This window comes from Sphingosinicella humi, assembly GCF_003129465.1.
In the GTDB taxonomy this organism is placed as follows: Bacteria; Pseudomonadota; Alphaproteobacteria; order Sphingomonadales; family Sphingomonadaceae; genus Allosphingosinicella; species Allosphingosinicella humi.
In genome coordinates this window covers 72,462-93,725 of sequence record NZ_QFFF01000002.1, presented here as the reverse complement: position 1 = coordinate 93,725, position 21,264 = coordinate 72,462, and the positions used below count along the sequence as shown (strand labels likewise).

Sequence of the window (21,264 nt, the reverse complement as noted above, 5' to 3'; positions counted from 1 at the left end):
GAAAGCACGCAACTACATGGCCAAGATCAAAGTGAAGACGCCCGTCGTCGAAATCGACGGCGACGAGATGACCCGCATCATCTGGCAGTGGATCCGGGAGCGGCTCATCCAGCCCTATCTCGACATCGACCTCGTCTATTACGACCTTGGCATCGAAAAGCGCGACGAGACCGATGACCGCATCACCGTCGAGGCGGCCGAGGCGATCAAGAAATATGGCGTCGGCGTCAAATGCGCGACGATCACGCCTGACGAGGCCCGCGTCGAGGAATTCGGCCTCAAGAAGATGTGGCGCTCGCCCAACGGCACGATCCGCAACATCCTCGGCGGCGTCGTCTTCCGCGAGCCGATCGTGATCGACAACGTTCCCCGGCTGATCCCGGGCTGGACCGACCCGATCGTCGTCGGCCGCCACGCCTTCGGCGACCAGTATAAGGCCACCGACTTCAAGGTGCCCGGCCCCGGCAAGCTTCGCATGGTCTGGGAAGGCGAGAATGGCGAGCGCATCGAGGAGGAAGTGTTCGACTTCCCCGGTTCGGGCGTCGCCATGGGCATGTACAATCTCGACGAATCCATCCGCGATTTTGCCCGGGCCAGCATGAATTACGGCCTGAACCGCGGCTGGCCGGTCTATCTCTCGACCAAGAACACCATCCTCAAGGCCTATGACGGCCGCTTCAAGGACATCTTCCAGGAGGTGTTCGACACCGAGTTCAAGGACCAGTTCGCCAAGGCGAAGATCGAATATCAGCACCGGCTGATCGACGACATGGTCGCCTCCGCCCTCAAGTGGAGCGGCAAGTTCGTCTGGGCCTGCAAGAATTACGACGGCGACGTCCAGTCCGATCAGGTGGCGCAGGGCTTCGGCTCGCTTGGCCTCATGACGTCGGTCCTGATGTCCCCGGACGGCAAGACCGTCGAAGCCGAGGCCGCGCACGGGACCGTCACCCGCCACTATCGCATGCACCAGCAGGGCAAGGCGACGTCGACCAACCCGATAGCCTCGATCTTCGCCTGGACCGGCGGCCTCAAATATCGCGGCAAGTTCGACGGCACCCCGGAGGTCACGGAGTTCGCCGAGACGCTCGAGCGCGTCTGCGTCCAGACGGTCGAGCAGGGCCAGATGACCAAGGACCTCGCCATCCTGATCGGACCCGAGCAGAGCTGGATGACGACCGAGCAGTTCTTCGAGGCGATCCGCGTCAACCTTGAAAAGGCGATGGCCACCGCAGCGTGAACGAGGCGACTCCCCGGCGCAAGGCGAAGCTCGAGGTGCGGCTGGCGAGGCCGGCCGACGCCCCGGGCATCGTCGCACTGGTGGAGCGCGTCTATGCCGACCGGATGTCCGGCTACAGCCGCGAGATGATCCGGGCGCAGATCAACAATTACCCCGAGGGCCAGTTCGTCGCCCTCTATGAGGGGACGATCGTCGGCTATTGCGCCTCGATGCGCCTCGACGAGCGGCTGGCGCTCTCCTCGCATAGCTGGGAGGAGATCACCAACGACGGGTTCGGATCGCGTCACGACCCGACCGGCGACTGGCTCTACGGCTACGAAACGTGCGTCGATCCGGAGGCGCGCGGCGTCCGCATCGGACAGCGGCTTTACGACGCCCGCAAGGCGCTGGCCGAGCGGCTGGAGCTGAAGGGCATCGTCTTCGGCGCGCGGATGCCGGCCTATGCCCGCAATCGCCGCAAGGTGAAGGGGCCGGAGGATTATCTGGAGAAGGTGCTCGCCGGCGTGATCCGCGACCCGACCATCGGCTTCCAGGTGCGCAACGGCTTCGAGCCGATCGGCGTCCTTAAGGACTATCTCCCTGAGGACAAGCAGTCCGCCGGGCTCGCCGCCCACATGGTTTGGCGCAACCCCTATGTGGACCCGGATGAGCCGCCGCGCTTCCGCGTCCCACGCGACGTGGAGAGCGTCCGCATCGCGACCTGCCAGTTCCAGGCGCGGGCGGTGAAGAGCTTCGAGGAGTTCATTCACAATGTAGAATATTTCGTCGACGTCGCATCGGATTACCGATCGGACTTCATAGTCTTTCCCGAGCTCTTCACGCTCCAGCTGCTCGCCTACGAGAATGAGCATCTGACGCCGATGGAGGCGATCGATCGCCTCACCGAGCATACGCCCAGGCTGACGGCCGAGCTCAGCCGGATGGCGCTGCGCTACAACATCAACATCGTCGGCGGTTCCCATCCGACCGTCGCCGATGACGGCGACATCCAGAACGTCGCCTATGTGTGCCTCCGCGACGGCTCCGTCCACGCGCAGGAGAAGCTCCACCCGACGCCCAACGAGCGTTACTGGTGGAAGATCAAGGGCGGCGACCGGATCAACGCGATCCAGACCGACTGCGGGCCGATCGGCGTGCTCATCTGCTACGATTCGGAGTTTCCGGAGCTGGCCCGCCGCCTCGTCGACGAAGGCGCCAGGATCATCTTCGTCCCCTTCTGCACCGACAGCCGGCAGGGCTATTTGCGGGTGCGCTATTGCAGCCAGGCCCGTGCGATCGAAAACCAATGCTATGTCGTCTTGTCGGGCAATGTCGGTAACCTCCCGAACGTCGACAATATGGACATCCAATATGCCCAGAGCTGCATATTGACGCCGTGCGACTTCCCCTTCGCCCGCGACGGCATCGCCGCGGAGGCGAGCGAGAATGTCGAAACCTTGACGATCAGCGACGTCAATCTCGCGGACCTCACCTGGGCCCGCGCCGAAGGCACGGTGCAGAATCTCGCCGACCGCCGCTTCGATCTCTATCGCGTCTCCTGGACCCGCAACCCGACCGGCGAACGCGCCCCGGCCCCGCCGCCGACCAGCGGCACCGGCGGTCCCGGCGGCGGCTGACTATTTCACCGCCCACGCCTGCTCGATCATCCGCTTGGCGATCTCCTTCTCGCCCATGACTGCGAGGTCCGCACCGCGCGAGACGAGATAGTGCCAGGACGAACCCGGCAACGATCATGGATATCAGCGGCGTGGCGTGAGACATCATGTCTATCCGGCAACCGAAGGCCTACGGACGGAAACCTGGCTTTGCGACAGGCCGTATCGGGATTTTTTCTGGAAATGGCCGCTGGCTTCCCCCAGAAAAACACCAATGGCGCTTGAAATGAATTCCGATGCGTTCAGCGATTCACTGGTGATCCTGGGCGCGGCAGGCCTGGTCATCCCGGCCTTCGCCCGCTTTCGCGTGAGCCCAGTGATCGGCTTCATCCTCGTCGGCCTGCTCGTCGGACCGGCGGGCCTTGGAACCATGGTCGATCGATTTCCGTGGCTCTACTACATCACCATAACCGAGCCGGCCTCGATCCGCCCCTTTGCCGAACTCGGCATCATCCTGCTGCTTTTCTCGATCGGGCTGGAGCTTTCCTTCCGCCGTCTCTGGACGATGCGAAGCCTGGTGTTCGGTCTCGGCGCGGCCGAGCTGTTCGTGTCCGGCGCGATCATCGGCACCGCTCTCCATTTCATGGGGCAAGGCTGGTCGGGCGCCATAGGCCTCGGTTTCGCCCTCGCCCTGTCCTCGACGGCGCTGGTGCTGCCGATGGTCGGAACGACGAGCCCGGTCGGGCGAAGCGCCTTTTCCATGCTGCTGTTCGAGGATCTGGCGCTGGTGCCGATCATCTTCATGCTCGGCGCGCTCGCGCCCCATGCCTCCGCGGAAGGCTGGGACGGGCTGTGGCGGACGCTGTTGCTCGGCGGTTTGACGATCGGGGCGATGCTGGTGCTGGGGCGCTATCTATTGCCGCCGCTCTTCGCACAGGCAGCGCGTACGAAGAGCCCAGAGCTGTTCCTTGCGGCGAGCCTGCTTGTCGTCATCCTGGCGAGCATCGCGACGACGGCCGTCGGCCTATCGCCCATCGTCGGCGCCCTCCTCGCCGGCCTGCTCATTGCGGAAACCGAATATCATACCGAAGTCGAGGTCATCACCGCCCCCTTCAAGGGCCTGGCCCTCGGCGTCTTCCTGATCACCGTCGGCATGAGCCTCGACCTTCGACTCATCATCGCCAACTGGCCGAGCCTGCTCGCCGCCGTCTTCGGCGTGGTGACGGTAAAGGCGCTCGTCACCGGCATCGCCCTTCGGCTGAGCGGCGCGCGCAAGGGCGTGGCCGCCGAGACCGGGTTGCTCATGGCGTCCCCCTCGGAGACGACCCTCATCGTGCTCGCCGCAGCCAGCGCGGCGCAGCTCATCCGGCCGGAGACGGCCGCCTTCTGGCAGATCGTGACCGCCATCGGCCTTACCATCACCCCCCTCCTCGCCCGCCTCGGCCGCGACGCCGCGCGGCGCGTGGACATGCAAGGCGACGTGGAAATGCCGCCGACGGTGACCGGAGAGACGGGAACGACGGCGGTCATTATCGGCTTCGGCCGCGTCGGGCGCCTGGTCGCGGAAATGCTCTCGACCCACGGGCGCAACTATATCGCGGTCGATTCCAACATCGACACGGTCGCCGCCGCGCGGCGCGAGGGCTACCCGGTGATGTTCGGCGACGTCTCCCGGCCGATCCTGGTCGACAAGCTCCAGCTCGGCCGTGCCAGCGCTCTCATCCTCACCATGGACGAGCCGGTCCTGTCGGTGCGGTTGGTCAAGAAAGTGAGGGGCTGGTGCCCTGACCTCACCATCGTCGTCCGCGCCCGCGATTCCCTCCATGCCGCGGAGCTCTATCGCGCCGGCGCCACTGACGCGGTGCCGGAGACGCTCGAATCCTCGCTCCAGCTCTCCGAGGCGGTGCTCGTCGATTTGGGCATAGCCATGGGGCCGGTGATCGCCTCGATCCACGAAAAGCGCTCCGAGCTGCGCAAGAAAATCATGGAACTCGGCCAGCTCGATCGGGAACCGCCGCTGAAACGCCGCCGACTGCGCGATGCGTTGAAGGCGCGATAGCCGCTGGCGAAGACCCGGGACAGCTGCTAACGTTCGCCGTTCGTTCCCGTAGGAGGCGATGATGGCGAAACGGTCCGGCAGCGCCGATCTGCCGCTGCACGGGGGACGAGTGCCCGCCTGGCTTGGCGAGCGCATGACGCGGCTCGGCACCGTCATCGCCGAAGCGATCATCCATCATTATGGCCGGGACGAATTGCTGCGCCGTCTCGCCAACCCCTTCTGGTTCCAGTCGTTCGGCGCTGTCATGGGCATGGACTGGCATTCGTCGGGCATCACCACCAGCGTGATCGGTTCGCTGAAGCGCGGCCTCAACCCACGCGCGGGGGAGCTCGGCGTCCGCATCTGCGGCGGACGCGGACGTCACTCCCGGCAGACTCCGGCGGAGCTGGTCGCGGCCGGAGAGGCTGCCGGCTTCGACGGCGCGGGTCTCGCGAGGACCAGTCGCCTCGTCGCCAAGGTCGACAGCGCCGCCGTGCAGGACGGCTTCGACCTCTATCTGCACGGCTTCATCGTCACCGACGAGGGAGGCTGGACCGTGGTGCAGCAGGGCATGAACGGCGATAGCCGCACGGCCCGGCGCTATCATTGGCTCTCGGAGGGGCTGGAGAGCTTCGTCGACGCTCCCCACGCCGCCATCGAAGGTCGGCGCCAGGGCACGATCGTCAACCTTGCCGATCGCCGCGCCGTCGCCTCGCGCCAAGCGCAGCTCGAGCTGCTTGCCGAGCTCGGACCGGATCGGCTCGCCCGCGAGGCGGCGGCGATGGAGGGCCGCAAGGCCGTCTCCGCCCAGCCGATGCTGCCACACCTGTCGCTGCCCGATCATCACGACGTGCGGGCGGACGACGTCATCGTGCGCAGGCTCCACGGCACCCTGGCCGCCGCGGCGGAATGCGGGCCGAAGGATTTCTCCGAGCTGCTGCTGGTGCCGGGCGTCGGCGCCCGGACCGTCCGCTCCCTCGCCATGGTCGCCGAGGTGATCCACGGCGCGCCCTGCCGCTTCGCCGATCCGGCGCGCTTCTCGCTCGCCCATGGCGGCAAGGACCGTCACCCTTTCCCCGTTCCCACCAAGGTCTACGACAAGACGATCGGCGTGCTGAAGTCGGCGGTCGGGAAAGCCAAGCTCGGCCAGGACGAGAAGCTCGGCGCCATCCGCCGCCTCGACGAGCAGGCGCGGCGTCTGGAGGCCTACACGTCCGGTCCATCGGTGGACGCCTTCATCGCCGAAGAACGCCGACGCTCACACGAATATGGCGGACGGAGCGTCTTCGGCTGGGAGCCACCGTACGACCCACCCGTCATCCCGGCGAACGCCGGGACCCAAGAACACCGCCGCCAGCCGAAAAGGCACTAGCGCCACATTATCAACACCGTGTTCTTGGGTCCCGGCTTTCGCCGGGATGACGCTGGTTGCGCCTAAGCCGCGACCGCCTCTTCGCTGAGAGCCGCCTTCACCGCGTCAAGCGCCGCTTGCGCCTTGCCGCCGTCGGGTCCGCCGCCCTGGGCCATGTCGGGACGGCCGCCCCCGCCCTGACCGCCCAGCTCGGCCACGGCCTTGCGGACGAGGTCGACGGCGTTGCGGCGGGCGGTGAGGTCGTCGGTGACGCCGACGGCGACACTCGCGCGGCCGTCATTGACGGCGACGAGCGCGACCACGCCGGAACCGACCCGCTGCTTGGCTTCGTCGACAAGCCCGCGCAGGCCCTTGGGCTCCAGCCCCTCGATCACCTGGCCGATGAAGCCGTGGCCGCCCACCTGCTCGGGCCCGGCGGCTTCGGCCTTGCCGCCCCCGCCGAGCGCCAGCGCCTTCTTGGCCTCGGCCAGCTCGCGCTCGAGGCGACGCCGTTCCTCGATCAGGCTGGCAACGCGGCCGGGCACCTCTTCGGGAGCCGCCTTGAGGGCCGAAGCGACCTCCTTCAGCCTGTCCTCGCGAGCCGTCAGCCACTGGCGCGCGGCCTCGCCGGTCAACGCCTCGATGCGGCGAACGCCGGAGGCGACGGCGCTTTCGGAAATGATCTTGAACAGAGCGATATCGCCGAGGGCGCCGACATGGGTGCCGCCGCACAGTTCGACCGAATAGCTGGCCTCGCTGCCGCGGCCCATCGAGAGCACGCGCACCTCGTCGCCATATTTCTCGCCGAACAGCGCCATGGCACCGGCAGCGATGGCTTCGTCGGGGCTCATCAGGCGGGTGGTGACCGGCTGGTTCTCGCGGATATGCGCATTCACTTCCGCTTCGATCGCCTCGATGTCCTCGCTGGTGAGCGCCTTCGGATGGGAGAAGTCGAAGCGGAAGCGGTCGGGCGCCACCAGGCTGCCCTTCTGCGTCACATGGGTGCCGAGCCGGTGGCGAAGCGCGGCGTGCAGAAGGTGCGTCGCCGAATGGTTCGCGCGGATGCGCGTGCGGCGCTCGGCATCGACCTCCAGGCGCACGGCATCGCCGATCCTGATCGAACCGGACTTGACGGCCGCATGATGCGCATGGAGCCGTCCCAACGGCTTTGAAGTGTCCTTAACTTCGACCAGTAAGCCGCTGTCGTTGCGAACAGTTCCGGCATCGCCCATCTGACCGCCACTCTCGCCGTAGAAGGGCGTCTGGTTGGTGACGATGATGACCTCGTCGCCCGCCTCGGCGCTGTCGACGCGGACGCCGTCCTTCACCAGCGCGAGCACCTGCCCCTCGCCCTCATGGCCGGTATAGCCGGTGAATTCGGTCGAGCCATGTTCCTCAGCGATGTCGAACCAGAGATCGTCCGATGCCTTCTCGCCCGAGCCCTTCCAGGCGGCGCGGGCGGCGGCCTTCTGCTCGGCCATGGCGGCGTCGAAGCCGGCGCGGTCGACGCCGAAATCCTGGGCTCGAAGGGCGTCCTCGGTGAGGTCGTAGGGGAAGCCGTAGGTGTCGTAGAGCTTGAAGGCGACGTCGCCCGGCAGAGTATCGCCGGCCTTCATCGAGACGGTCGCCTCCTCGAGCAGGCGGAGACCCTTGTCGAGTGTCTGGCGGAACTTCGTCTCCTCCAGCTTCAACGTCTCCTCGATCAGCGGCTGCGCCCGGACCAGCTCGGGATAGGCGGCGCCCATCTCGGCGACCAGCGCCGACACCAGGCGATGCATCAGCGGCTCGCTCGCGCCGAGGATATGGGCATGGCGCATGGCGCGGCGCATGATGCGGCGCAGGACATAGCCCCTGCCCTCGTTCGCCGGCAGCACGCCGTCGGCGACGAGAAAGCCGGAAGCGCGCAGGTGATCGGCGATGACGCGATGACTCGCCTGGCGCGCGCCTTGGGCCTCGGCCTTGGTCAGCTCCGCGCTGGCTTCGATCAGCGCCTTGAAGGTGTCCGTGTCATAATTGTCGTGGACGCCCTGCAGCACGGCGGCGATGCGCTCCAGGCCCATGCCGGTGTCGATCGACGGCTTGGGCAGGTCGACCCGCGTCTCGGGATCGATCTGCTCATATTGCATGAAGACGAGGTTCCAGATCTCGACGAAGCGGTCGCCGTCCTCGTCGGGCGATCCGGGCGGGCCGCCGGGGATATGCTCGCCATGATCGTAGAAGATTTCGGAGCATGGCCCGCAGGGGCCGGTGTCGCCCATCGCCCAGAAATTGTCCGACGTCGCGATGCGGATGATGCGGCTTTCCGGCAGGCCTGAAATCTCGCGCCAGAGGTCGAAGGCCTCGTCGTCCGTATGGAAGACGGTGGTGGTAAGGCGGTTCGGATCGAGCCCCCATTCCTTCGTGATCAGAGTCCAGGCGTGATGGATCGCCTGTTCCTTGAAATAGTCGCCGAAGGAGAAATTCCCCAGCATTTCGAAGAAGGTGTGGTGGCGCGCCGTGTAGCCGACATTGTCGAGGTCGTTATGCTTGCCGCCGGCGCGGACGCATTTCTGGCTGGACGTCGCGGTCGAGTAAGGACGCGTCTCTAATCCGGTGAAGACGTTCTTGAACGGAACCATGCCGGCGTTGACGAACATCAGGGTCGGATCGTTGTGCGGCACCAGCGGCGCCGAGGGGACGACCTGATGCCCGTTGGCCCCGAAATAATCGAGGAAGGAGCGGCGGATGTCGTTGGTCGAGGTCATGCGCGCGATGTAAGCGAGGCGCGGCGGGCCGGCAAGCGCCCGGGCGTCATTCTAATAGGCGCTGGCCTTGACCGGTTCCTGCGGAAGTATCGACTCCAGCGGCCTGCGCGACTCGATCGTTGGGACGGCCGATCGCTCCTCCTCCAGAACGGCCGCCACGGCGCCATCCTGCGCGCGAGCCGCCTCATGGCTCACAGGATAATAGGCATAGCGTTCGACGCTCCGGAATTCCCTCTCGATGTCGGCTGCGACGGACTCGATCTCGTCGTCGAGGGCGGGCACCGTCTCGACCACCGCATAGCGGGGCTCCGCCTCCGAAGACGGCGTCCACGCGTCCTGGAAACCATCATAGGGGGCAGGTTCATAGACGGCCCGGTCGGAGCCGCAGCCGATGCATGAGGCTGGCCAGCCATAATCGCCGCCATCGGGCTCGAGGTCGTTCGACCAGGGCCGCGACAGGCTGGCCGCGGGCACCAGCTCGGCATAGGATTCGGTGCCGGCGGGATTCGTGAAGTAGAAGGGGTCGACGGCGCCGATCGCGGCGCGGCCGAGATGGACGCCGAGGCCGATGCCCGCCAGCGTCGCGACGGCCAGTGCCGGAAGCGTTCTGGGTCGTGCCAAGGCCCTCTCCATTGAAGCGACGGCCGGTGCCGCGGTTTCGCCTCGCAGACTAACCCATGATGCGCGGCAACCGTTCCAAAGTCGGGCCGGACTGCCCTTCTCCCCCTTGCGCTGGAACCAATATGGGTGGACGGTGGGCGCCTGGCGCGGGTGCGCTCTTGGAACGAGAGCCTGGTTCACGCCTCCGGTCGAAGCCCGCGATGCTTCGGCCCCGGGATGATCTGGCTCTGGCGGGTTCGCGCGGCGACACCGAGAGGAGAGGATCATGCCGGAGAAATCGATTGGCACCAGGACCGTTGCCCTCGTCGGGCCGGGCGGCGCGGGCAAGACGAGCCTGGCGGAGGCGTTGTTGTTCGCGTCCGGAAGCCTCGACCGGCAAGGCAGCGTCGATAATGGCAGCAGCGTCGGCGATGCGAGCCCGGAAGCCAGGGCGCGCCGCGGATCGACCGAGCTCAACCTCATGCATTTCGAGTTTCTGGGCGACAAGTTCGCGGTCCTGGATTGCCCCGGCTCCGTCGCCTTCTCAGCCGACGGCGCGCTGGCCTTGGCGGCGGCCGACCTCGCGCTGGTCGTCGTCGATCCGGAGCCGGACCGCGCCATTCTCGCCGAGCCGGCGCTGCGACAGCTGGAGGCCTTGGGCGTTCCCCACGCCGTCTTCGTCAACAAGATCGATCAGGCGCGAGGCTCGATCCGGGAACTTCTGGAAGCCCTGCAGCCGATGAGCGCCTCTCCCCTCATCGCGCGGCAAATTCCCATTCGGGAGGGCGAGACGGTCACCGGCTTCGTCGATCTCGCCCTGGAGCGCGCCTTCCACTATCGCCCCGGCAAGCCTTCCGAGCGGACCGAAATTCCCGCCGATCTCGCCGATCGTGAAGCAACGGATCGCTTCCACATGCTGGAGCAGCTCGCCGACCATGACGATGCGCTGCTCGAGCAGCTGCTGATGGACGAAATGCCGGACCTGCCGACGGTGCTCGCCGACCTCGCCCGCGAAACGCGCGAGAATCTGGGCGTTCCGGTGCTGTTCGGATCGGCCCTCAACGGATTCGGCGTCCGGCGACTGCTGAAGGCCCTCCGCCACGAAACCCCCTCCCCCGCGGCCACGGCCGAACGGCTGGAAGCGGAGGGCGGCTGTGCCTTCGTCTTCAAGATCTCGCACGGCGGCGCCATGGGCCGCCTCGCTCTCGCCCGCCTGTTCGGCGGGACGTTGAGCGAAGGCGCGGAGCTCAAGACGGCCGCCGGCGAGCCGGTGCGTATCGGCACGCTCTTCTCCGTGCAGGGCGAGAAGACCACAAAGCTCGCAAAGGCGGAGGCGGGCGACGTCGTCGCCATTGCCAAGGCCGAGGGTATCGGCGCGGGCGAATGGCTGAGTGCCGGCAAGGCCCCTCCCCCTCCGGAGGCCCAGCGGCCGGCGAGCAATTACGTGCTGGCCATCGCTACTCGCGATCGGAAGGACGATGTCCGTCTGTCTTCCGCGCTTCACAAGCTGGTCGAGGAGGACCCGTCGCTGCACTGGGACCAGGACGAGGCGCTGCACGAGACGCGCCTAAAGGGCGTCAGCGACGAGCATCTGAAGGTCACCATCGCTCGATTGAAACGCCGCTACGGGGTTGCGGTGGATTCGAAGGAGCCGACGATCGGCTACAAGGAATCGATCCGCAAGAGCCTCACCCAGCGCGGGCGGCACAAGAAGCAGTCGGGCGGCCACGGCCAGTTCGGCGACGTCGTGATCGAAGTGCGGCCGCTCGGCCGGGGCGAAGGCTTCCGGTTCGACGAGCGGATCCATGGCGGCGCGGTCCCCCGACAGTATATCCCCGCCGTCGAGCAGGGCATCCGCGACGCGATGGAGAAAGGCCCGCTCGGCTTTCCGGTCGTCGACGTGGCGGTGACCCTTACCGACGGCAGCTATCACACGGTGGACAGCTCGGAGCTGGCCTTCCGCACCGCCGGCCGGATCGCGATGAGCGAAGCCCTGGAAGCGGCGGCGCCGCACCTCCTGGAGCCGGTCCATAAGGTCACGATCATCGCGCCGGGCACGGCAACCTCCCGCGTCACCTCCGCAATCTCGAGCCGGCGCGGCCAGATGCTCGGCATGGGGCCGCGCGAGGGCTGGTCCCGCTGGGACCGGATCGAGGCGCTGATGCCCGAATCGGAGCTGCAGGGCCTCGATGCGGAGCTGCGGTCGCTAAGCCAGGGTCTTGCCACCTATGAGGCGGAGTTCGACCACCTGGCCGAGCTCAACGGCAAGCTTGCCGACGAAGTCGTCCATCGCGAGCTGGAGCCGGCGTAGGTTCGGCGGTCAACCGTCATTGCGAGGAGCGCAGCGACGAAACAATCCAGTCGGCGTCGGCGCTGCCTGGATTGCTTCGCTCCGCTCGCAATGACGCAGGAACTTAACTCGGATGGGCTTCAGCGAGCGGCGCTTCATCGACGCTGGCCGCCGGCACATCCTCCTCCCCGCGCGAGATCACAACGGCGGCGGTGAGGTCGCCGGTGACGTTGAGCGTCGTGCGGCACATGTCGAGCAGCCGGTCGACGCCGAGCACGAGTCCGATGCCTTCCGGCGGCACGCCGACCATGCCGAGGATCAGCGCCACCACCGGCAGCGAGCCGGCAGGGACGCCCGCCGTGCCGATGCCGCCGAGGATGCAGACCAGCAGCACCATGCCCTGCTGGGCCAAGGTCAGTTCGACGCCGAAGAACTGGGCAAGGAAAAGGACGGTGATGCCCTCGAACATCGCGGTGCCGTTCTGGTTGGCGGTGGCGCCGATGGTGAGGACGAAGCGGGAGACGCGGCCGGGCAGCTTCAGATTCTGGTCGGCAACGCGCAGCGCGGTCGGCAGGGTGGCGTTGGACGAGGCCGTGGAGAAGGCCATCACCATTGCTTCCTGAATGTCCCGGAAGAAGCGGACGGGCGACATCTTGCCGAGCAGGCTCAGGGCCAGCGGATAGGTGACGAACATGTGGACGCCGAGCGCGAGGATGACGACGCCGACATAGGCGCCGAGCCGCACCAGCAGGTCCCATCCGAACACCGCCGCCAGGTTGAACATGAAGCAGGCGATGGCGAGCGGCGCCAGGCGGATGACGATCCCGATAAGGCGCATCGCGACGTGGAACACGCCTTCGATCGCTTCCTGGAGGCGCTCGGCCTGCGGCGTGTTCACCAGCAGCAGGCCGATGCCGAAGAACAGCGCGAAGAACATGATCGCGAGGATGTCGTTGGCCGACGCGGCGGCGAAGACGTTGCTCGGGATGATGTTGAGGAAGGCTTCGACGCCCGACGGCGATTCGGCGCTTTGCGAGACGATCGCCCCCGCCCCTTCGCGCGCGTCGACGAGGAGCTCGCGGGCGAGCACCGGATCGACACCGGCGCCGGGCTGGAAGAGGTTCACGATCGACAGCGCGATCAGGACGGCGACGGAGGAGATGGCTACCGTGAAGACCAGCGTCTTGATGCCGACCCGCTTCAGCGCGCGAACGTCCCCCATCTCCGCGATGCCGACCACCAACGCCGAGAAGAGCAGCGGGATGACCAGCATGAAAAGGAGCCGCAGGAAGATCTGGCCGATCGGGCCTGTCACATAAGTCGTCACCGCCTCGACCCAGGCGGCGCCGGGCGATGTCATATGAGCGATCAGCCCCGCCACCAGGCCGACGATGAAGCCGATCAGCATTTTCATTTGTAGCGAGACGCGGCGTCCGTCTTCAGCCATGGGCTTTCCTCTCCCCCTTCACTTTTTCATTCTTTCGTGGATTGCGCGCGCACCGGTGCAGCTTATCGTCGGCTTGTCAACGGGAAGAGCCGCATCAGGCGTAGGCGTAGGGCCCGCCCTTGCCCAGCGCGGCGCCATAGGCGGGGCGGGCGTGGATGCGCTCCAGCCAGTCCATCAGATGCGGCCGGCTCGGGCCGAGACCGCCGCGGGCGCGGGAGGCTTCGAGCGGGAAGCTCATCATGATGTCGGCGGCGGTAAACTCGTCGCCGGCGAACCAGGCGCGGGCGGCGAGCTCGCTCTCCAGCCAGTCGAGATGCGTGTCGAGCATCGCCTGGACGGTCGCCTTGGCGGGCTTGCCGAGGAGGCCGAGGCGGTTGATGATGAGCAGGCCGAACAGCGGCGGCATCATCGAGCCCTCGGCATAATGGAGGAAGTGGCGGTAGCGCAGCACCGCCTCGCGATTGGGCGGCGGCCCGAGCTTCCCGCCCGCCTTCTCGACCAGATATTCGACGATGGCGCCGGTCTCGGCGAGGACACGGCCGTCATCCTCGATCACCGGCGCCTTGCCGAGCGGGTGAACCCGCTTCAGCTCGGTCGGGGCCAGCATGGTCTTCCGGTCGCGCTCGTAGCGGCGGATGTCATAGGGCATCTCCAACTCCTCGAGCAGCCAGAGCACGCGCTGCGAACGTGAGTTTTCGAGGTGATGGACGATGATCATGGCAAGCGGGTCCTTAGGGCGAGCGCGGCGATTTCCTTGACGAGCTTCGCGGCCAACACCGCAGTGACGCCGTTCACGTCGCGACCGGGATTATATTCGACGATGTCCGCGCCGACGAGAGGGCCCTCGATGCGGTCGAGCACGGCCAGGACCTCGCGGACGGTGAGCCCGCCCGGCTCGTGATGCGACACGCCCGGCGCGATCGACGGATCGAAGCCGTCGAGATCGATGCTGACATAGACGGGACCGGAGAGCACGGGCACCCGCTCCGGCGAAAAGCCGCGCATCGGCACGATCTCGACGCCGAATCGCTCGGCCTGCTCGCGGCAATGACGGTTGAGGGTACGGATGCCGACCTGCACCAGGCGCCGGGCATGGCCGCCTTCCATGATGCGGGCGAAGGGCGAGGCATGGGAGCGCGGGTCGCCCTCGAAATCGTCGTAGAGATCGGGATGGGCGTCGAAATGGAGGATGTCGACCGGCCCGTGCGCGGCGGCCACCGCTTCGACGACGGGAAAGGAGACGGAATGATCGCCGCCGAGTGCGAGCGGGACCGCCCCGGCGGCGAGGGCGTCCGTCACGGCGGCGCGGATGCGGTCGTCGTCTGCCGGCTCCTCGGCAAGCGGCAGGTCGCCGGCGTCGTCGAGGAGGACATCGACGCCGATCTCGGCACCCGATTCGGCCGCCAGGTTGGAATGATCGGAGCGAAGCGCCTCGCGGATCAGCGGCGGCGCCGCTGCTGCGCCGCGAAGGAAGCTCGAATGACTGTCGGTCGGAAGACCGATCAGCCGGATCAACGGCGGTTGGGAGCGCGATGGCTCTGGGAGTGGGTCTGCGATCATCGGGACTTTCCTCGTCACGGGCCTATCGCAGCTTTTGGCCGGGGTTGAAACCGGGGTGGCCCGGGCGCATCTGGCCCCGGCGACGCCGCCGCGGGGCGCGGCCAACGAAAGAGATCATAATGACCGAGCGCGCCGCTGCTGCACATGAGACCGACCGGCACGGCCCCCGCCTGGGCGAATTCGTGGCGATGATGGCGGCGTTGATGGCGGTGAATGCGCTGGCCATCGATTCGATGCTGCCGGCCCTCCCCGCCATCGGCGAGGCGCTCAACGTCTCGGAGGACAATCGCCGGCAGCTGGTCATCACCGCCTATCTCGTTGGCTTTGGCGGGGCGCAGCTGCTTTACGGGCCGATCTCCGACCGATTGGGCCGCAAGACGATCCTCACCGTCAGCCTGCTCTTCTATGGCCTCTTTGCTATCGCGTCCGGCCTCGCCACCAGCTTCGAGATGCTGCTCGGCGCCCGCTTCGTCCAGGGCGTGTCGGCGGCGGCGACGCGCGTCCTGGTCGTGTCGATCGTGCGCGACCGCTATAGCGGCTCGCAAATGGCGCGGCTGATGAGCCTGGTGTTCATCGTCTTCATGATCGTGCCGGTGCTGGCGCCGGCCTTCGGGCAGGCGGTGCTGGCGGTGGCCAGTTGGCGCTTCATCTTCATCGGCCTCGGCGTCTATTGCGCGACCGTGCTCGCCTGGGCGCTGATTCGTTTGCCCGAAACCCATATGCCCGAAAACCGGCGCCCCTTGTCCATCCGCCATATCGGCGATGCGATCGGAACGACCCTCAGCCACCGGCTGTCGATCGGCAACACCATCGCGCTGACGCTGGTGATGGGCGGGCTGTTCGGCTTCATCAATTCGATCCAGCAGATCGTCTTCGACGTGTTCGGTCGGGCCGATCTGATGGCTTGGGTCTTCGCCGGCATCGCCGGGCCGATGGCGCTCAGTTCCTGGCTCAACTCGCGCATCGTCGAACGGATCGGTTCCAGGCGGATCATGCTCTGGGCGCTCGGCGTCTTCACGTCTTTCGCCGCGCTCCACCTCGCGATCGTCGCTTTCCACGGCGAGACGCTGCTCGCCTTCGTCCTGCTCCAATCGCTGACCATGGCCTCGTTCGGCCTCATTTCGGCCAATCTCGGCGCCGTTGCGATGGAGCCGCTGGGCCATATCGCCGGCACCGCCTCGTCCGTGCAGGGCATGATCACGACGGTCGGCGGATCGCTGGTCGGTCTCGCCATCGGCCAGAGCTTCAACGGAACCACGGTCCCGTTCCTGCTCGGCTTCACCTTGTGCGGGCTAGCGGCGCTCGGCATCGCGCTGTGGACCAATCGGCCCGAAGAGACGATGCCCGGCAGCATCATCGATCTTCCCGAATGATTGCCGGCGTCCCCGAATGATCGCCGAATAGGCGTCATTGCGAGAAGCGAAGCGACGAAGCAATCCAGACCCCGCCGGCGCTTATCTGCCTGCGTCGGCGCTTAACTGGATTGCTTCGCTCCGCTCGCAATGACGGGATGGCGAGTCGGACGATCCCTCTTTAGAGATCGTCGTCCGCGCCGGGACCCGTCATCATGACCTCGGCGACCTCTTCGGTCTTGCCGCGAACGGCGGCTTCGATGCGGGCGGCGATCTCCGGATTTTCCTTGAGATAGTTTTTGGCGTTCTCGCGGCCCTGGCCGATGCGGATCGAATCGTAGCTGAACCAGGCGCCGGACTTCTCGACGATGCCGGCCTTGACGCCGAGGTCGAGGATCTCGCCGAGCTTGGACACGCCCTCGCCATACATGATGTCGAACTCGACCTGCTTGAACGGCGGCGCGACCTTGTTCTTGACCACCTTCACCCGTGTGGTGTTGCCGACGATCTCGTCGCGATCCTTGATCTGGCCGGTGCGGCGGATGTCGAGGCGCACCGACGCGTAGAATTTGAGGGCATTGCCGCCGGTCGTGGTCTCGGGATTGCCGTACATCACGCCGATCTTCATGCGCAGCTGGTTGATGAAGATGACCAGGCATTTGGACTTGGAGATGGAGCCGGTGAGCTTCCTCAGCGACTGGCTCATCAGCCGCGCCTGGAGGCCGACATGGCTGTCGCCCATCTCGCCTTCGATCTCGGCGCGCGGGACCAGGGCTGCGACCGAGTCGACGATGAGGACATCGATCGCGTTGGAGCGCACCAGCGTATCGACGATCTCCAGCGCCTGCTCCCCGGTGTCGGGTTGGGAGACGATGAGATTGTCGACATCCACGCCCAGCTTCTTGGCGTAGACCGGATCGAGCGCATGCTCGGCGTCGACGAAGGCCGCGGTGCCGCCAAGCTTTTGAGCTTCGGCCACGGTGTGCAGCGCGAGCGTGGTCTTGCCCGAGCTCTCCGGCCCGTAAATCTCGACGACGCGGCCGCGCGGCAGGCCGCCGACGCCCAAGGCGATATCCAGGCCCAGCGAACCGGTCGAAATAGTTTCGATCTGAACCGCCTCGCGCGAGCCGAGGCGCATCGCCGACCCCTTGCCGAACGCACGGTCGATCTGTGCCAGCGCGGCATCGAGGGCTTTCTGCTTGTCCATATTATCGGAATTCCTGTCGGATACGACTTTCAACGATGCCACCATGGCCTGTGTCCCCTAGGATGTCCGCGCCGCTCGTTCAACGCTTCCGAGAGGGTGTATATGCTTTGTTCCGTGAGAACAAGTAGGAAACATCAACGACCTTTCGCCGCCTCGAAACCGCGCATCGCTTCCACCATGGCCTGCTGAAATTCCGGCCGGTCGTAGATGTCGTTGTGGCCGGCGCTGGCGATGGTGCGATCCAGCATGAGACTGGGGACGGCATCGCGGAGAGCGGCCGTCCGCGCTGGCGAGATGATCCTGTCCCGGGCCCCCGCGATCAGCGCGACGGGCGTCGCGGCCTGGCGGAGATCTTTGGCCGGCGCCATATGGTGGCGGAGCAGCAGACCGATCGGCAGCCATGCATAATGCTCGCGCGCCACCGCCGCGAGCGAATCGAAGGGCGTGACCAGGATCAGCCCGTCGAGAGGGCGGCGGCTGGCGAGATGCGCGGCGACGCCTCCGCCTATGCTGAAGCCGATGGCGACGATTCGGTCCGGATCGAGCCGTCCGACCACGAAATCGTAGAGCCCCGGCGCATCCGAGAGCAGCGCCTCGGCACTCGGTCGGCCGCCGCTCGGGCCATAGCCGCGATAGTGGAAGGCGACCACATCGGCGTCGGGATAAAGAGCGTTCAGATAGGCCGCGACATGATCGGCATTCCAGGCATTGCCCCCGAATCCCAGGATGAGCGCCCTGCTCTCGCCGGAGCGCTGGCGCGGCGGAATGTGGACGCCGTGGATCGTCTCGCCATCGGCCATTTCGACGCCGATGCGCTCGGCGCCGGACGGCAGAGGTCCCGACGGCCCGGCGAGGTGAACAGGGAAAAGCAGCGACGTCTGGAAGAAGAAGGCCGCCGCGAGGATCAGCAGATAGGCGACGGCGCCGACAGCGAGCAGCTTCACGAACCACATGGAGCGCTTCTACGGCAGGACGGGCCGCCGTCGAAACAGGGAGAGCCTATCCCCCGCAGGCGGCCGTGAGCGCGGGAGGTATCGCGTCGATCGTGTAGGGCTTGGCGAGCACCGGCACGGACGCATATTCAGCCGGCGGCGGTTCGACATGGCCGCCCGTCGCCAGAATGAACGGACAGCCGACGGCTGCGAGCCGGTCGGCTACCGGCCAGACCTTCTCCCCATCCTTTAGATGGATGTCGACGATGGCGACGTCGAAGCCGCCGCGATCGATCCGCTCCAGCGCGGCGTCGACGGTTTCCACCGTGTCGATCACCTTGTGGCCGAGCGTATCGAGGAAGTCCTCGAGCATCATCGCAATCAGAGGCTCGTCCTCGATGACGAGAATGGAACGGCTTTCACTCACAGCTGTGGATTAGCGCGCTATCGCTTCAAATCCAAAGATTATTTCGACAGCAGAGTGTCGCGCGCCGCTTCGGCGAGGGTCTGCACGGAGAAAGGCTTGGCGAGGAAGGAGACGCGTTCGAGGTCGATCGACTTTCGAAGCTGCTCCTCAGCATAGCCGGAGATGAAGAGGATGGGCAGGTCCGGATGGGTTTTGCGCGCCTCGCGCACGGTCGTCGGCCCGTCCATGGTCGGCATGACCACGTCCGAGATCATGAGGTCCACCTTCCCCTCCCGCGCCAGGATCTCGAGCGCGGCCTCGCCATTTTCCGCGGTGAGAACCTTGTAGCCGTGGCGGGTGAGCGCGCGCTCCGCCACCGCCCGCACCATCGCCTCGTCCTCGACGAGGAGGATGGTGCCCGTGCCCCAAAGCTCGCCCCTAACGTCGGCTGCCTTGTCGCGCGCCGGGCGCTTCTTCACCTCGGCGCGGTGGACGGGGAAGTAGATGGAGAAGCTCGTCCCCTCCCCCTCCTCCGATTCGGCGAAGATGAAGCCGCCCGACTGCTTGACGATGCCGTAGACGGTGGAGAGGCCGAGGCCGGTCCCCTTGCCGACTTCCTTGGTGGTAAAGAAGGGCTCGAAAATCTTGCTGAGCAGGTTCTGCGGAATGCCGGTGCCGGTGTCGGACACGCGAAGGCCGGTATATTCGGCCGGCGGAAGGATGTCTCCGCCGAGCTTGCGCGCCTCGTCCGACGAGACCGAAAAGGTCTGGAGCGTCAAGGTGCCGCCGCCCATCGGATCCTTGGTGAGCATGGCGTCGCGGGCGTTGACGGCGAGGTTGACGATGACCTGCTCCAGCTGGCCGGGATCGGCGCGTACGGCGCCGAGGTTGCGGCCGTGCTTCACCTGCAGCTTCACCGTCTCGCCGAGCAGGCGCTTCAGCAGGTTCGAAACCTCGGAGATGACGTCGGGCAGTTGGAGGACCTGCGGGCGCAGCGTCTGCTGGCGCGAGAAGGCGAGGAGTTGGCGGGTGAGACTGGCGGCGCGGTTCGAGTTGCTGCGGATCTGCTGGATGTCGTCATAATCGCTGTCGCCGGGCGCATGGCGCATCAGCATCAGGTCGCAATAGCCGAGGATCGCGGTCAGGATATTGTTGAAATCATGGGCGACGCCGCCCGCGAGCTGGCCGACCGCCTGCATCTTCGTCGCCTGCGCGACCTGGCGTTTCAGGCGGTCCGCCTCGCTATTGTCCTTGAGCGAGAGGATGACGGCGGCATCGCCCAGACCGCGAGCACCGGCGAGGGTCAGGGCCACCGGCTCGTCGGGCTGGGATTTGAGGCGCACGGCCATGTCGCTGGACGTGGCGGGGCCGCGGGCGAAGCGCCGAACGGCGTCGGACACCGGAGCCTTGTCCTCGTCGACGACGAGATCGCCGGGATAGAGAGGGCGAGTGTCCTGGCTGAGGCCGGCGGCTTTGCGGAAAGCCTTGTTCAAATAGACGAAGCGGCCGTCGACATTGATCAGCGCAAGCCCCAGCGGCAGGAAATCGAGCAGGGCGTTGATACTGGCGCTCTCTTCGCCTCTGAGGCGGCCGCCGGCGGGCAGATCGTCGAGCAGCAGGAACAGGGTGAGCGGCGCCGGCCCGTCCGCCACAGGTATCTGCACGATGCGGAGCGCCGAGGCGCCCTTGCCTTCATGGGCGAAATGGAACTGGCCGTCCTCGCTGGCGGCGAGCAGCCCAACCAGCGGCGTCCCGACGATCGCCGCGTCGCTCTGGCCGACCGCCCGGGCGATGAAGGCGCGGTTGGCGGTGATGAGCTTGCCGTCGCCGTCGGCGAGCGCCGCCATCACCCCCGCCTCGCCGATGCGGTTGCCGGCCTCGCCCGCGATCAGCCGGCGCGCGTCGCGCACCAGGTCCAGATCCTCCGAACGGGTAAAGGTCCAGACTAGATAATTTCCGGCAAAACCGGCGCGCTCCACGGTGAGGCGCAGCAGCAGGCCGTTGATGCGAATGCGCTCGGCGGCGATGCTTCCCTCGCGCCTGGCTTGAGCCGCCGCCACGCCGAGAAATTCCGGGTCGGCCGGAAGCGGCAGGTCGAGAGGCGCGGCGGAACCGAACCACTGGCCATAGCCGTCATTCGCCACCACCATCAGCCCGGCTTCGTCGGTGATCGCCACGGCTGCGGCAGAGCTGTCGAGCGCGGCGCGGAGCAGCGAGACGTCCAGCCAGGGGGCCGCCTCCCCTATGATCGCGGGCGTGGAAAATCGCGACCTCAGGAGCAGGAGGGCGCCGATGCCGACCACGCCCGCCAGGAAGGCGCCGGCGAACAGCCTGTCGCCCACCACCCACAGCAGCAGGGCGGCGGAGCCAAGAGCGGCGGCGAAGCCCAGGGCAAGCGTCCAGCCGCCGCCGCGCCGGGCGGCGCCGAAGGCGGCTTGAGAGGCGGGGCTGAGCGACGACATGGCGATGCCGTCACTCATGTGCCGCCCTTCTCCCCGCCGTCAA

Annotated in this window: 15 protein-coding genes; 6 read left to right on the top strand and 9 right to left on the bottom strand. The window is 66.6% G+C overall.

Annotated features, from left to right (window positions below; translation table 11 throughout):
• Positions 1–16 precede the first annotated feature (16 nt).
• The 4 genes from DF286_RS13750 (at position 17) to DF286_RS13735 (ending at position 6,242) form a co-directional block, all read left to right on the top strand.
• On the top strand, positions 17–1,237 hold the full coding sequence (locus DF286_RS13750; protein WP_109272262.1) for an NADP-dependent isocitrate dehydrogenase: 1,221 nt from the start codon (positions 17–19) through the stop codon (positions 1,235–1,237).
• A gap of 104 nt (positions 1,238–1,341) precedes the next feature.
• Entirely contained in the window at positions 1,342–2,853 is a 1,512-nt protein-coding gene (locus tag DF286_RS13745; protein ID WP_109272473.1) for a carbon-nitrogen hydrolase family protein, read from the top strand.
• A gap of 253 nt (positions 2,854–3,106) precedes the next feature.
• Complete coding sequence (locus DF286_RS13740; RefSeq protein ID WP_109272261.1) at positions 3,107–4,891, top strand: cation:proton antiporter domain-containing protein; 1,785 nt, start codon at positions 3,107–3,109, stop codon at positions 4,889–4,891.
• Positions 4,892–4,952: 61 nt separating this feature from the next.
• Positions 4,953–6,242, top strand: a complete 1,290-nt coding sequence (locus DF286_RS13735) for a DUF763 domain-containing protein (protein WP_109272260.1) — start codon at positions 4,953–4,955, stop codon at positions 6,240–6,242.
• Between the two features lie 62 nt (positions 6,243–6,304).
• Here DF286_RS13735 and alaS read toward each other — a convergent pair whose 3' ends face one another.
• Both alaS and DF286_RS13725 read right to left on the bottom strand, forming a co-directional pair.
• Positions 6,305–8,965: an alanine--tRNA ligase gene (gene alaS, locus DF286_RS13730; protein ID WP_109272259.1), complete on the bottom strand. Its 2,661-nt coding sequence runs from the start codon at positions 8,963–8,965 to the stop codon at positions 6,305–6,307.
• 51 nt (positions 8,966–9,016) lie between these two features.
• On the bottom strand, positions 9,017–9,586 hold the full coding sequence (locus tag DF286_RS13725; RefSeq protein ID WP_109272258.1) for a hypothetical protein: 570 nt from the start codon (positions 9,584–9,586) through the stop codon (positions 9,017–9,019).
• 265 nt (positions 9,587–9,851) lie between these two features.
• On the opposite strand from DF286_RS13725, the gene DF286_RS13720 reads away from it, so the two are divergent.
• On the top strand, positions 9,852–11,876 hold the full coding sequence (locus DF286_RS13720) for an elongation factor G (protein ID WP_109272257.1): 2,025 nt from the start codon (positions 9,852–9,854) through the stop codon (positions 11,874–11,876).
• 103 nt (positions 11,877–11,979) lie between these two features.
• On the opposite strand, the gene DF286_RS13715 is transcribed toward DF286_RS13720, so the two are convergent.
• The 3 genes from DF286_RS13715 to DF286_RS13705 form a co-directional block, all read right to left on the bottom strand.
• On the bottom strand, positions 11,980–13,302 hold the full coding sequence (locus tag DF286_RS13715) for a dicarboxylate/amino acid:cation symporter (RefSeq protein WP_243444889.1): 1,323 nt from the start codon (positions 13,300–13,302) through the stop codon (positions 11,980–11,982).
• 94 nt (positions 13,303–13,396) lie between these two features.
• Positions 13,397–14,020, bottom strand: coding sequence for a glutathione S-transferase family protein (locus DF286_RS13710; RefSeq protein ID WP_109272255.1), 624 nt, complete (start codon positions 14,018–14,020; stop codon positions 13,397–13,399).
• Entirely contained in the window at positions 14,017–14,862 is an 846-nt protein-coding gene (locus DF286_RS13705; RefSeq protein WP_109272254.1) for an agmatinase family protein, read from the bottom strand. Before DF286_RS13705 ends, DF286_RS13710 begins: the two co-directional genes overlap by 4 nt.
• Before the next feature lie 119 nt (positions 14,863–14,981).
• On the opposite strand from DF286_RS13705, the gene DF286_RS13700 reads away from it, so the two are divergent.
• Positions 14,982–16,235 (top strand): multidrug effflux MFS transporter, encoded by a 1,254-nt coding sequence (locus tag DF286_RS13700; protein ID WP_109272253.1) that lies wholly within the window; start codon positions 14,982–14,984, stop codon positions 16,233–16,235.
• Between the two features lie 160 nt (positions 16,236–16,395).
• Here the strand turns inward: DF286_RS13700 and recA are convergent, their stop codons facing one another.
• From recA to DF286_RS13680, 4 genes are all read right to left on the bottom strand, one after another.
• Positions 16,396–17,466, bottom strand: coding sequence for a recombinase RecA (recA, locus tag DF286_RS13695; protein WP_109272252.1), 1,071 nt, complete (start codon positions 17,464–17,466; stop codon positions 16,396–16,398).
• A gap of 89 nt (positions 17,467–17,555) precedes the next feature.
• Positions 17,556–18,374 (bottom strand): alpha/beta hydrolase, encoded by an 819-nt coding sequence (locus DF286_RS13690; protein ID WP_109272251.1) that lies wholly within the window; start codon positions 18,372–18,374, stop codon positions 17,556–17,558.
• Between the two features lie 46 nt (positions 18,375–18,420).
• The gene (locus DF286_RS13685) at positions 18,421–18,780 is read right to left on the bottom strand and encodes a response regulator (protein ID WP_109272250.1); all 360 of its coding nucleotides are present in this window, start codon (positions 18,778–18,780) and stop codon (positions 18,421–18,423) included.
• A gap of 38 nt (positions 18,781–18,818) precedes the next feature.
• On the bottom strand, positions 18,819–21,239 hold the full coding sequence (locus DF286_RS13680; RefSeq protein ID WP_243444887.1) for a hybrid sensor histidine kinase/response regulator: 2,421 nt from the start codon (positions 21,237–21,239) through the stop codon (positions 18,819–18,821).
• Between the last annotated feature and the right edge of the window lie 25 nt (positions 21,240–21,264).